At 55.1% G+C, this 13491-nt stretch carries 10 protein-coding genes; 1 reads left to right on the top strand and 9 read right to left on the bottom strand.

The window, feature by feature from the left end; translation table 11 throughout:
* Positions 1-64 precede the first annotated feature (64 nt).
* The 8 genes from Q4551_RS09340 to Q4551_RS09305 form a co-directional block, all read right to left on the bottom strand.
* The gene (locus Q4551_RS09340; protein ID WP_303433305.1) at positions 65-1405 is read right to left on the bottom strand and encodes a HAMP domain-containing sensor histidine kinase; all 1341 of its coding nucleotides are present in this window, start codon (positions 1403-1405) and stop codon (positions 65-67) included.
* Positions 1405-2097 (bottom strand): response regulator transcription factor, encoded by a 693-nt coding sequence (locus tag Q4551_RS09335; RefSeq protein ID WP_303433304.1) that lies wholly within the window; start codon positions 2095-2097, stop codon positions 1405-1407. Before Q4551_RS09335 ends, Q4551_RS09340 begins: the two co-directional genes overlap by 1 nt.
* A complete protein-coding gene (locus tag Q4551_RS09330; protein ID WP_303433303.1) occupies positions 2091-5261 on the bottom strand; it encodes an efflux RND transporter permease subunit in 3171 nt (1056 codons plus the stop codon). Before Q4551_RS09330 ends, Q4551_RS09335 begins: the two co-directional genes overlap by 7 nt.
* On the bottom strand, positions 5254-6555 hold the full coding sequence (locus tag Q4551_RS09325) for an efflux RND transporter periplasmic adaptor subunit (RefSeq protein WP_303433302.1): 1302 nt from the start codon (positions 6553-6555) through the stop codon (positions 5254-5256). The genes Q4551_RS09330 and Q4551_RS09325 overlap by 8 nt, the downstream gene beginning before the upstream one ends.
* Position 6556: 1 nt before the next feature.
* Complete coding sequence (locus tag Q4551_RS09320) at positions 6557-8059, bottom strand: TolC family protein (RefSeq protein ID WP_303433301.1); 1503 nt, start codon at positions 8057-8059, stop codon at positions 6557-6559.
* Between the two features lie 306 nt (positions 8060-8365).
* Positions 8366-8557: a 4-oxalocrotonate tautomerase gene (locus Q4551_RS09315; protein WP_303433300.1), complete on the bottom strand. Its 192-nt coding sequence runs from the start codon at positions 8555-8557 to the stop codon at positions 8366-8368.
* Between the two features lie 71 nt (positions 8558-8628).
* Positions 8629-10089 carry a 2-hydroxymuconic semialdehyde dehydrogenase gene (locus Q4551_RS09310; RefSeq protein ID WP_303433299.1) on the bottom strand — a complete coding sequence of 487 codons (1461 nt, stop codon included), beginning with the start codon at positions 10087-10089 and terminating at the stop codon, positions 8629-8631.
* Positions 10090-10478: 389 nt separating this feature from the next.
* Complete coding sequence (locus tag Q4551_RS09305; protein ID WP_303433298.1) at positions 10479-11381, bottom strand: LysR family transcriptional regulator; 903 nt, start codon at positions 11379-11381, stop codon at positions 10479-10481.
* A 108-nt stretch (positions 11382-11489) separates the two neighbouring features.
* Here Q4551_RS09305 and Q4551_RS09300 point away from each other — a divergent pair, with 108 nt between their 5' ends.
* On the top strand, positions 11490-12068 hold the full coding sequence (locus tag Q4551_RS09300) for an antibiotic biosynthesis monooxygenase (protein WP_303433297.1): 579 nt from the start codon (positions 11490-11492) through the stop codon (positions 12066-12068).
* Positions 12069-12183: 115 nt separating this feature from the next.
* Here Q4551_RS09300 and Q4551_RS09295 read toward each other — a convergent pair whose 3' ends face one another.
* Entirely contained in the window at positions 12184-13113 is a 930-nt protein-coding gene (locus Q4551_RS09295) for a catechol 2,3-dioxygenase (protein WP_303433296.1), read from the bottom strand.
* Positions 13114-13491 lie beyond the last annotated feature (378 nt).

The raw sequence follows: 13491 nt of genomic DNA, 5'->3' as shown, positions 1-13491 counted from the left end.
TATGCCAGAGAAGCAGGCCCGGTCGAGGCCTGCTCGCAAATTAGCCACTCAGGCACATGGCCGGTCAGCTGGGCTGTGACGGTCCATCGCCGGCGCCAATATCCAGAATAACCCGATGACCATCCGCTTCGGCATGGTTGTGATAGTCCCAGTTCAATCGCTTCGTCAATTGCCGGGTCAGCTGCAATCCCAGCCCGAAGCCCTGGTCATATTGACCGCTGTCAGCGGCATTCTGGCTGGCGAGCAAGGTATTTTCGCCCGGCATTGTGCTGTCGTAGTTATTCACCACAATCCGGCTGCCTTGCTGATAAATTTCCACGCGGCCTTCCCAGGTGTGCTGGAAGGCATTGCGAATAATATTCCCCAGCACAATCCGCAGCGGAGTTTCCGGCAGACGGGTCTGCCAGTCGGTATCGGTTTCCACCACCAGTTCGATCGTTTTGTTGTTCAGCAAAAAGGTCAGCTCATCCACCAGTTGCAGCAACAGGTCGCTAGGCGCAATCTGTCGCACCGGCAAACTGGCGATATCATCCCGGCTCAGCCACAACAGGGTTTCGGTCAACTGGGCCATGGTGATACCCGCCCGTTCCAGCCGCGCCACCGTGGCCAGCACCCGCGTGTCGTCCAGCGGCGTGTGGCGTTCCGTCAGTCGTCGCAACAGCTCGGTGTTATTACGCACCACGGCAATCGGTGTACGTAATTCATGGCTGGCATGGCGTAAAAACGCCTGTTCGCGATTCAGCGTTTGCTGCACGCTGGTCAAACTGCCATGCATCAGGCTGGCCAGTTCATTCAGCTCCGAATAACCAAAATCCGGCACCGGTTGTGCCAGCTCGCTGGCATCCAGCTCTCGTGTCCAGTCCAGCAAACGCCCTGCCGGACGCGATAAAAAACGGAACAATAACACTGCGATCGTCACGATCAGCACCAGGGTTGATGCCAGAATCCAATGCAGCCGTCGACGGCTGCTGTCAATCTGGGTGCTGACCAGTTCCGACCGGGTGGAGTGTTCCAGGGTTCGGCTGATGTACCAGTCCCGCCCGTCATTTTCCCGGCCCAGTCGATAACGCATCACAAAGTGCATATTGGGGTGCTCGTCACCCTGTTCGGCAATACGGCGCTTGTACAGTACACCCGCCGTCTTGGGTGCCTGTTCAAATACCCGCTGTATCACCGCGGGCTGTTGTGCCCAGTCCGGCGCAATATAAAAATCGGCGTATTCGCCAGCATCAGGAGGATGGGTAGCAGAGGTCAGCTTCTTTAGCGTGTGTTCCATATCCTGCACCATCACCACATCCATGCCGCGGATCATATACTGCACACTGAGCATCGAATAACCCACCGTCAGCAGTAACCCCAGTAGCAGGAAGGCCAGAATCAACAACCACTTCAGACTGATACGCATCAGGACGATGGCTCGTTACTGACATCCGGTACGCGCAGCGCAATCCCCTGCCCCGCCAGGGTATGCATCAGGTTCACGTCGGCCTGACCATCCACAGACTTGCGCAGATTAAACAGATGTACTTTAAGACTGTTGCTGTCCGGGGCTTCGTCGCCCCAGACCGCTTGTGCCAGTTGACGCCGGCTGACCACCGCAGGAGATGCCCGCAACAGGGTTTCCAGCAAGATCCAGCCAGTGGGCGACAGATGAATTTCGCGTTCTCCCCGTGTCACCACACGACTGCTCAGATCCATCACCAAATCACCACAATCCAGCCGCATCACCTGGCCACTACGACGGCGAGCCAATGCCTTTACCCGCATCACCAGCTCGCTCATTTCAAACGGCTTGACCAGATAGTCGTCGGTGCCAGCCTGAAAGCCATCCCGCTTATCGGTGAGCTGGTCACGGGCCGTCAACATCAGGATCGGCGTATCGTTGCCCAACTGCCGTAATCGCTGGCAAATACTGATGCCATCCAGCCGGGGCAGGTTCAGATCCAGTAGCAGCACGCGATACTCATTGTCTGCCATCAGCGTCAGCCCGGCCACACCATTGCTGGCGTGATCGCACTGGATATCTTCCAGCAACAGGTAATCAACCAGAGTGGCCGCCAGGTCGAGATCATCCTCGACCAGTAACACGCTCAGCACGGCTTGTCTCCTGTGGTAGGGGCAGCATCCTTATCGTCAGACGGCCATCCGAGCCGTTGCCGCAAGGCCGCCAGCAGATCAATCACATCATGCTGCACCGCCAACAAGGCTGGAATCAGAATCAGCGTAATCACGGTAGCAAACAAAATACCGTAACCCAACGACACCGCCGCCGGAATCAGGAACTGCGCCTGACGGTCGGTTTCCCCCAACAACGGCGCCAGACCCGCAAAGGTCGTCACCGAGGTGAGCAATACCGCCCGCAAACGATCCCGGCAGGCCAGACTGATCGCGCTGTTGAAATGCGCCGCATCCGGCTTCAGCTCATTAAAGCGGGACACCAGCAACAGGCTGTCATTCACCACAACCCCACTCAGGGCGATAATGCCAAAAAACGACTGAATGGTGAGCGACAGGCCGGTCATCCAGTGCCCCAGAATTGCTCCCATAATGCCAAATGGAATCGCCACCATAATAATCAGCGGCTGAAAATACGACTGCAGCGGCACGGCCAGCAAAATGTAAATCACCAGCATGGCCACAATAAACAGCGCCGTCATGCTCGACTGGGTGGTGGCCTGCTCTTCTGCCTCACCGGCAAAATGTATATCCAGCCCCGGATACTGTTTTTCCAGCTGTGGGGCAACATCACGCTTCAGCAAGCTGACCAGCTCCGTCGCCGACAGAATATCCTTGTCGACATCAGCGGTCAGGTAGACCGCCCGCTTGCCATCAATACGCGTAATGGTATCGCGGGAATAGCCATAGCTAATGGTCGCCACAGCCGCCAGCGGTACCACGGTGCCATCGTCCGTCCGTACCCGGGCACTCAGTACATCGGCTGGATTCTGACGATCCGTCAACGGATAACGTACCGTCACTTCAATTTCATCACTGCCACGCTGGTAACGTTGCACCACCTGGCCACTGAAAGCCTGCAGTATCTGCTGCGCCAGCATCGAAGTGGTCAGGCCCAGAGCCTCACCCTGGGCATTCAGCGACAGGCTGACTTGTGGCTGGGTCGGGTCCAGATTGTCTTCGACGCCACTGACACCGGGAATCGCCGCCAGACTGGTACGAAACGCAGCACCGGCCCCTTCCAGCACATCATCGGCACTGGCGCGCAATTCCACCCGCAATGCGGATATCGACTCGCGACGGCTCTGGATACGCAGGGTTTTGACCCCTTCCGGCATCCCGGCCAAGGCCTTCCATTGACGAGTAAACTCGGTGATCCGGTACGGCGCATCGGCAGCCAGTTCAATCGTCAGGGAGCCGGACTGGTCAGCACTGGACATCACTTGCAGATTGGCAATCCCGCCGCCCCCCAGCCGCTGGTCAATCTCATAAGCCTGCTGCTCCAGCGTCAGCAAATGGCTGTGGGTCAGGCCGTAGCTGGCATCCTGCTCCATCGACAGCGAGGCCCGCACGGTATCGCCTTCCACATCCGGGAAAAAGCTGACCCGCACCGCTCCGGTAAACGGCATCCCCACCACCAGCACAAACAAGGCCGCAAATACCACCAGTACGGCATAACGCTGCGCCAGCGCGGTATCAATCAATGGGCGATACAGGCGCTCGCTAAACCACTGCAACCCGGAGTCACAGCCGTGCTGAACCCGGCCCCAGGCGCGAGCCAACAGATGACGGCGTGGCCGTTTGTGGGTATTCAGATGCGCCAAATGCGCTGGCAAGATCAGCTTCGACTCCACCAGCGACAGCAACAGACAGATGGTGACGACGCCGGCAAACTGGCTGTACACCTGCCCCAGGCGACCTTCGATATGGGATAACGAATAAAATGCCGCCACCGTGGTAAATACCCCGAACATGGTCGGAATAGCCACTCGCATGGTACCGGCGATGGTATTTTTCATGGTATCGCCGTGCCGACTTCGCTCGGTATAGACACTTTCCCCCACCACCACCGCATCATCGACCACGATCCCCAGTGCCATGATAAAACCGAAGGTGGTAAACGAATTCAGCGACATCCCGGCCCAGCCATCACCCATAAAGTACATGGTGCCGAAGAAAATAAACGGCAGCCCCATAGCAACCCAAAAGGCAACACTGACGTTCAAAAACAGCGCCAGCAGTACAAACACCATCAACACACCAGTCACGGCGTTTTTGACCAGCAAGGCCAACCGGCTGTTGATCGATTCACTGCGGTCATACCAGGTTTCCAACTGCACCGAGTCTGGAATGCGGCCACTTTGCTGCCACTCTTCCACCACCGCACGGGCGGCGATCACCGAGTCGGAAATATCATCCTGACCCGTCGTAATCACCTGCAAGGCAATACTGTTCTGCCCCTGAAAGCGCGATAACACCACCGTGTCTTCATCATAGGTATCCCGTACCCGAGCCACATCGCCCAATAACAGCTGACGACCACTGTCGAGGCTGATCAGCGGCAATTGCTCAAAATCGGTAACATCGTAAGCCTGCTCCGAGGCTTGTAATTGCAAATACAGGTTCTTGCTCTTTAATACGGCGGTCATGCTGGTAGCCGAGCCGGAATTGACCGCATCTTCCACATCCGACAAGCTCAAGCCATAGGCTTGCAAGCGCCCCTCATCGATTTCGATCACCATTTGCGGATCACGCCAACCCGACTTCGACACACTGCTGATCTCAGTACGCGCCAACAAATCGGATTTCAGTTCGGTACCCAGTTGCTGCAAGGTGTGGCGATCCACATCCCCATAAAATTGCAGCCAGAGCGCATGTTCTTCCCGCTGCGCCTTGGCAATCACCGGATTTTTGGCATCGGCCGGAAAAGTCGAAATACTGTCGACTTCGGCACGCACATCCCGCAACAGGGTATCCAGGTCGTAATCGGATTTACGCTCAACGGTCACGCTGACGCTGCTGCCGGTGGACGTTGAGGTAACGCTATCGATACCGATCACGCCTTCCAGCGCTTCTTCGATCTTGATCGCAACCCCTTCCTCAGACTGTACCGCCGAACCACTGCTGTAGCTCACGGACACCGTGACTTCATTCGGCTCCAGACTGGGGAACGCCTCCTTGCGCAGCTCGGTGACCTGCAACACCCCGAGAATAATCACCAACCCCAGCAACAAGTTGGCCGCCACCGGATTACAGGCAAACCAGCCGATAATCCCTCCTGACGATGGCTTGCTGAGGTTACTCATACGTTGTTTCCTCGGTCTGGGCGTCGACAATTCCGGTCTTGCCCAGCGTCAACACAACCGGCTTGACCAGGCTTTTTTCGACATAACTCGACAGGGGTTGCACCACCACCTTATGCGTTCCACTCAACCCTTCCGGCACAGAGGTATAAATAAAGTTGGCATCGCTGAACAGGGTATCCGCGACGTATTTTTCCAACAGATCGCGGTCATTCACCAGCCAGATTTCGCCACGCTGGCTCAAGGCCGAAGCCGGTAATTTCCATAACTGATCAACCGATTTACCCAGTAGCGATACCTTCACAAACAACCCGGGTTGTAACATCGGTTGTTGATCCAGAGGCTTTTCTACCGCCACAATCAAGGCACGCTGACGCGTCTCTTCGTCCATATGCTGCTCGGCCCGCAGCACCACCCCTTGCCACTGCCCATCGGACTCCACCGACGTCAGCGTTACCGGCCATTGACCATCCAGCAACGTCTCTATACCAGGCAGCATGGCCCATTCCTGTTCCGACAACGCCACCGACACCTCAACCCGGTCGGTACTGTACAAGGTCGCAATATCACCACCGGCACTGACGTATTCTCCCGGGCTGACCAGACGCTCAACAACCAGGGCATCAAACGGGGCTGTGATTCGAGTCCAGGACAGTTGTTTGCGCGCTGAGCGTAATGCCGCCTCGGCGTTTTTTAACGCAGCTTCCGCGGCGGCCAGTTGTGGTTCACGCAGCAACAAGGGTGAGTCCGGTTCACCAGACAGGCCAGCAGCTTGCCATTCATCCAGTGCCTGCTCGACTTCGCGCTGTTCTTCCAGCAACGCCAGCCGGGCATCGGCAACGTCCTGTTCTGCTTCCGCCACCTCAGCCTGATAGCTACTGTTTTCCAGAGTCGCCAGCACCGCCCCCTGAGCGACCCGGCGGCCACTGTCGAACAGATCCGTTATACGCTCAATATTACCGGCGACCCGGGCAGTCAGGCTTAACTGAAAATGTGCCTCGGCAGATCCATAACCCGATAACTCCGCCTGATACGTAGCGGCAGTCACCTCCACCACTCGAACAGACGCGGCCACCACGGCTTCTTCAGCAGGCCGACCACCCGCCCCGCCTTGCTGGCCGCCAGCTGCCGGAGCACCCCCTTTCCCGGCAGCCTGCCCGGGCATTGGGCGGCTATTTTGCTGCGCCATCTGGTATTGGTTCCAGGCCACAACAGCAGCTAAAAAGACGACAGCAAGGCCGAGCCAGATCAGTTTGCGCCAGCCAGTGTGAGTCGAAATGGACGGGTTAGCGCTCATATCAGAGGGTCTCCGCAGATAAGTCAGATGAAGATGCAGGTAAGGATTCGGATACCGCTTGGGCAGGTGATGCGGTGAGGTTCTCCAGGGTTACGGTACCCGGTAATCCCAGTGCCAAACCCAGCGTAATGCGGTTGCTCAAGCGTTGATAAGTCAATGTATTCAGAGTGTCTTCCAGGCTGTAACGGGACTGTTGTACCGATAACAGATCGAGCATATCCACCAGGCCGGAACGATAGCGCCGCACGTAACGTGTTTCATTGGCGCGGGCGCTCTCTAACGCACGTTGAATCGCCTCTTGCTGCCGCGCCAGGGTAGCCTCCTGATCGAGAGCATTCTCAACCTCTACGACCGCCGTCAGTAGCGTTTCACGGTAGGACTGGGCCGCCACCGCAGCATTCAATTCAGCGGTACGAGCCGCCGCTTTTAACTCCCCACCCCGAAACAAAGGCGCGGTAAGCTGTCCCAGCAGACTCCAGACCGGATCTGTCAACAAAGAAGAGGACGGCGACGTCGCGGTATCCGACAGAGCTGCAGAAATGCTCAGGGAAGGCAACATATCCTTATAGGCAACCTGGGTACGCAAATCGGCGGCTTGCAGCGCCTGCCAGGCAGCCTGCAAATCCGGCCGACGCGCCAGCGTCTGCTCCGGCAGCTCCACCAGTGGCAATAACACCGCAGGATAATCTGTCGGAATCGGTACTTCCGCGTCATCCTCGGCGGTATCCGTTACACGTCCCAGCAAGGTGCGCAGGCTGCGTTTGGCCGCCGCTAACTGGTAGTAGTTATCCGCCTGGGTCGACTCGGCACTGGCCAATGAGGAACGGGCACTGTCGAGGTCATCCAGATCGCCCACCCCCCGACGATAACGCTGGATAATGGCGTCTTCATTTTTGCGCAGCGAATCCAGCAATAACGCCTGCACCTGAATGGCGTTGTTCAGCTGGATCAGTTGCAACCAGGACGACATCACCTCCGCCACCTGTGTGTCTCGGGCCGACTGGTATAACGCCAGCTGCTCGGCCACATCCGCCGCCGCCGCCGAGCTGCTATCGGCAAGCCTGGCCCATAAATCCAGCTCCCAGCTGACCGATAGCTCAGTGGTAAAGCTGTTGCCATCGTCTTCGCTACGACTGCCAGACAAGGACAGATCGGCTTCCGGTAACTGATTGGCTTCCACACCAAGCTGGCTGCTACGCAAAACCTGCAACGTCAGCCAGGTTTGCTGCAATCCGGGATTGGCGGCCAGGCTTTGTTTGACCAGTTGGGTTAACTGCTCGTCTGGCAATAGCGCCAGCAGACTGTTGGACTCGACCGCTTCCTCCCCTGCCACAGAAGTCACGGGAGTGGCTTGCCACTGCTGAACGCTGGCCTGTTCATCCATCAAGGTTTGCTGTACCGCTTGCTGCTCGCCAGACAAACTGGCACACCCCGCCAGTAACATGACAGGTAGCAGCCGGGCTGTTCGTGGAATCAGGGGCAACGGGAATGCCGGAAAAGGCATAAAAGATACTCCGCGGGAATCTGGTCGGCCATGCTAGAGCAGCCAAGGTTAAGGTGGGGTTAAGAGAAGGTTAAGAGCAAATCCAGCGCGATTCAATCAGCAGCGGACTGGAGGTAAGCTGTGGAGGTGAGAGTCACTTTGTAGTGGTCAACTAATCCCGGACACAGTGTTAAGTTTTTCTTCTGCTGCGAGAGGGCTGATACCACTATTCGCCATATGTGGCCGCTGCAGGTTGTAATAGCCCATAAAAAAGCCCGCATAGTATGCGGGCAAGCAAGTGGTTGATCGCCGAGCAACCAGTGAACGTCAGCGTCCCAGTTTTTTTACCGAGACACCGCCAATACCAAAATGCTGTTTGGGCATTTCGCTAATCAATACCCGCACACTCTCTCGCGGTGCATCCAACGCCCGAACCGCCGCTTCGGTCAGTTCAACAATCAATTGTTCTTTCATCTCATCCGGGCGACCTTCGATAATACTGACTTGAATAATCGGCATAATGATTCCTTCGTTGTGGCGGTATTGTCGGCATCAACAAGTACGTTGTCTTGCTGGTGCCGTTTTGGGTTTTACAGTTTGATGCAGATGTTTTTCAGTTCGGTATAAAACTCCAGACCGTGAACGCCGCCTTCCCGACCAATACCTGACTGTTTGGCACCACCAAAGGCGGTACGCAAGTCACGCAGGAACCAGGAGTTGACCCAGACGATACCGGCTTCCATCTGTTCTGCTACCCGGATGGCTTGCGAGGTATTTTCAGTCCAGATCGCGGCGGCCAGGCCGTATACGGTATCGTTAGCCAGTTCGATCACTTCTTCTTCGGTATCGAAGGGGCGGATATGACAGCAAGGGCCAAAAATTTCTTCACGTACCACTCGGGCATCGTCTGGCAAGCCAGTCCAGATGGTCGGTTCAATCCAGGCACCGTCGTTCATTGCTGCGCCCATATCCGGGATACCGCCACCAATTTCTACGGTCGCGCCTTCTTCTTTGGCCAGGTTGTAGTAGTAAGCAACCTTGTCGCGGTGTTCCAGGCTAACCAGCGGGCCGAAGTTGGCTTGCTTGTCTTCCGGGCGACCCAGCTTGAGTTTGGCGACTTCTTCTTTCATACGGGTCAGGAACTGGTCATACACTGACCGTTCGACGTACACCCGTTCGGTGCCCAGGCACACCTGACCGCAGTTGACGAAGGCGGAACGCATGGTGCCTTCGACGGCTTTTTCGATATCGCAATCGGCAAAAACGATACCGGCATTTTTGCCGCCACATTCCAGCGAGATATTACGCAGGCCACAGGCGGCGGCTTTCATAATGATTTCGCCGGTGCGGGTTTCGCCGGTAAAGGTAATGGCATCGACCAGCGGATGGGTGGTGAGAAATTCACCCGCGGAGTTTGGCCCCAGGCCATGAACCACGTTAAAGACACCGGCAGGAACGCCACATTCGTTCATGACTTCACCCAGCAAGGTGGTGGTGGCCGGGGTTTCTTCTGATGGTTTGACCACCACGGTATTACCGCACGCCAGTGCCGGGCCTACTTTCCAGGTCATCAGCAATAAGGGCAGGTTCCAGGGGGAGATAACGGCAATCACGCCCTTGGGGGTACGGTGGCCCATATTGATGGCGCCTTTGCCATCGGGGGTATCCAGATGAAAATTTTCGGTCGGATGGTTGGCCAGGGTTTCGGAGAAGGCCTTGAAGTTGGCGGCTCCTCGCGGAATGTCGATATGGCTGGCAATGCTGTGGGGCTTGCCGGTATCCAGACATTCGGCTTGCAGGAATTCATCAAAGCGTTCGTTGATGCGATCGGCTACCTTGTTCAGCAGCTCGATACGTTGTGCCTGGGTGTATTTGCCCCATGGCCCCTTGAGTGCTTTTTTGGCCGCTTTAACGGCGGCGTCTACTTCTTCTTTTCCGGCTTCGTGCACCAGGCCAATCAGGCTGTTATCAACCGGATTACGATTTTCAAATGTCCGGTTGCTCAGAGATGCAACATATTCACCATTAATAAAGTGTCGAAACTCTTTCATATATCACCTGTTTGATCATGTATTTGCGCAGCAAGCAGCGTCATTACGCCGTTCAGAATCACGGTTTATTGTTATTGGGTTGCTGTGCCAGCCGTGGATTTCCATAGCTTCAGTATATGGCTGGCCCATGGGGTTAAAACCGATATTTTCGAGAGTTGATCATCCCGATTACGGGATTCAGTGCGGATGTCAGTATGCTGTTAGCCCGGCCTGCAGGCCATTTCCTTCTCTTTCCTTTCCTTCAATCACCTCTCTGACCGGCGCTCTCCCAGCCATGAGAACCAGAAACCGGCACCATCCGTGAAAACCAGAAAAACCCATGAAAACCAGCAGCACCGGCCAGGGAGCCGGTCGGCGAGGGATAACACAATTACCTTCGCCCCGGGGGATTACCCTGCAGGGCGTAGATTGACGGCATGCTGGGCTGCCTTGGCGATAATAAAATCAATAAAGGCGCGGGTTTTGACCGGCATGTTCTGACGATGAGGAAAGACGATATTCACTTCGCGGTCTTCCATGCGCCAGTCTGGCAATAACTGGATCAGGTCGCCGTTTTCCAGCCCTTCGCGGGCGATATAACAAGGCAAACAGGCCGCTCCGACGCCTTCCAGTACCGCATCCAGGGCAAACTGGATTTCATCGGTACGCAGGGTGGGTTTCGGGACAAAGGTTTCGGCTTCACCAGCGGCATTAAAGAAGCGCCAGACCGGGTTACGCTTGAGCGCTACCAGTGGCATTCGTGACAATGCCTGTGGCCGTTGCGGGCTGTCGAATTGCGCCATAAAGGCGGGCGTTGCGCAGATCAGGTTGCTGGAACGGAACAGCGACCGGGATACCCATTCGTTCAGTGTCACATTACCCATGCGGAAGGCGATATCAATGCTGTTTTTAACCAGGTCGACATTCTCGTTACTGAGGAACATTTCCACGGTAATACGGGGGTTTTCTTTCATAAAATCGAATACCCACTGTTTGACGTAATAATGTCCGAGACTGACTGGTGCGGTGATTTTGATATCACCCGACATCGAGGACAGTTCGCTATTAACGTTTTCCAGTCGGGTTTCCAGGTCTTGTACGGTATCCACAACACTCTGATAAAAACGCTGGCCGGATTCTGTCAGACCAAAGGTTTTGGCGCTGCGATGGATCAGTTTGTAACCCAGTTCGGCTTCAAACGACTGGATACGACGACTCAGAGTGGAGGTAGGAACATTCAAATAACGCGACGCGGCCACGATACTGCCTTTATCGACCACCTTCACAAAGAAATACAAATCCTGATAATTCATTGAGCACCCATATATGACATTCTGAATTCCCGAGCATAATAAAAAACAACACCTGACCTCGTTTTCTATTCGCGCTAGCATTTTAATATTCTTATTATTGGAGTAGTTATGGAACCCCATAGCGATACAGACAGCCCGGTTACGGTTGTTATTTCCCGCCGTGTTATTCCTGGCAAGGAATCCGAGTTCGAACAACTCAGCGCCGATATGACCCTCGCCGCTTCACGCTTCGAAGGCTATCTCGGTACCAACCTGTTCCGACCAGCCAGTAGCGACGACCCAGAGTACCGGATCATCTTCCGCTTTACCTCCCATGCTGCACTGAATGTCTGGGAAGCATCCACCCAGCGGGCGCAACTACTCGGCTCGATTGAGGCTCTGCTGTCATCCCCGACCCAGCGGGAGATCACCTACGGCATCGCCAACTGGTTTGATTTGCCAGGGCAACCTGCCGCCAATCCACAGACACCACCGGCCAAATACAAGATGACGATTGTCAGCTGGATGGCTCTGTATCCGATTGTCACGCTGGTGTTCTTTCTGTTTGGTGAACCCCTCGCCCAGATCCCGCTGATATTCCGCACCCTGCTGGTGACGGCGGTGGTCATGGTCCTGATGTCTTATGTGGCCATGCCCCGGATGACACGCTGGTTCGGATTCTGGTTATTCCCCAAACGTCGGCCATAACCGACGCTGACACACTGGCTGATGCACTGTCAGGATATCGCCTTGTTTCCCTGGTATCGATCAACAAAACAGACGTAACACCACAACAGCGTGTGGTGCCACGTTTTACTGCTGATCAGGTAGTAACGGTCAAGAAGCGTTCGTTCAGAACACGATCATGATAGAAAATCGCCTTGCCCAGTTGATCCGCAGTCCAGGTAACCGGCTCGTGGTCCGGATAGTGGTAGTTACCGTTGGCAAACACTTCGGTGCGATTGCCGGAAGGGTCAAAGAAATAGATCGTACGACCGTTAGTCAGGCCGTGGCGGGTTGGGCCAATATCGATCGGGGTATCGGTCATGGAGATCAGGTCCGCAGCACGCAGCACGTCTTCCCAGGTTTCCAGATAATAAGACGAGTGATGGAACTGGCCTGGCTCGGGGTTTTCAATAAAGGCTATATCATGCGCCTTCATGCCACAGCTCAGAAACGCAGCGATCAGGGTTTTGTCTTCATCCGGTGCCACGACCTGCTCAGCCATACCAAAGCCCAGCACTTCCTCGAACAGTTTTGCCGTGGCTGGAACATCCGGGCCATACAGCAGGCAATGGTCAAACCGCACCACGCCCATACCACTCAGACCACGAGGCCAGGCTTCCGGGTTGATATTGGAAATGCCCCATTTGCCGGTTTGTTCCTTGGTAGCAAACAATTCGAAGGAATGACCGGTTGGCACCACAAAACGTACCCTGCGGCCACAGTCTTGCAGGTCGTCAGCGGCAATATCTTCAACCTCCACGCCATACTCGACCAGTCGTCCGCGCAGCAGATCGAGCATTGCTTCGGACACTACCTTGAAACCAAAAAAATCCATCCCCGCTTCGTCTGCTTCCCGCAGCACCACTGAATACTTGTCTACTTCTGACCAGGCTTTCAGATAAACACGTCCCTGATCATCACGGCCGGTTTCAATCAATCCCATCAAGTCACAATAGTGCTTCAGGGCATCTGCCATATCGAGAACCCGAATCTGGACATGTCCAGGACGCATTACACCGTATTTCATAGCTATTTCCTGTTTTATTGTTATTTGTTTTCGATCAAACAGCGGATTCCACCGGTATTGAATTTGGTGGCACCAGCAAGAAATGTGTTAAGCCTGTTCATCCGGTTGGTGGATATGAAGAACAAACACATAACCGACCTGACTGTTATCTCATCACATAACAGGTAAGAGCAATGGCCATGCCAGCGCATCAAACTGGACTTTGCGCCTGCACTGAAAATTCAAGCCATTGTTTTTAAACGATTTTTTAGATACAAGCTGCTCGTTAAACCACGTTTCAGCCCAACAGCGGGACGACCAGATCCCGTTTGTAGTTAATGATATGGTGATTGTGATCTATGCAATTGACTATATGATCAAGCAGATTACTGCTTACAA

The organism is Oceanobacter sp. 5_MG-2023, assembly GCF_030548165.1.
GTDB lineage: Bacteria > Pseudomonadota > Gammaproteobacteria > Pseudomonadales > Oceanobacteraceae > Oceanobacter.
This window is presented reverse-complemented; position numbering and strand designations above follow the sequence as displayed.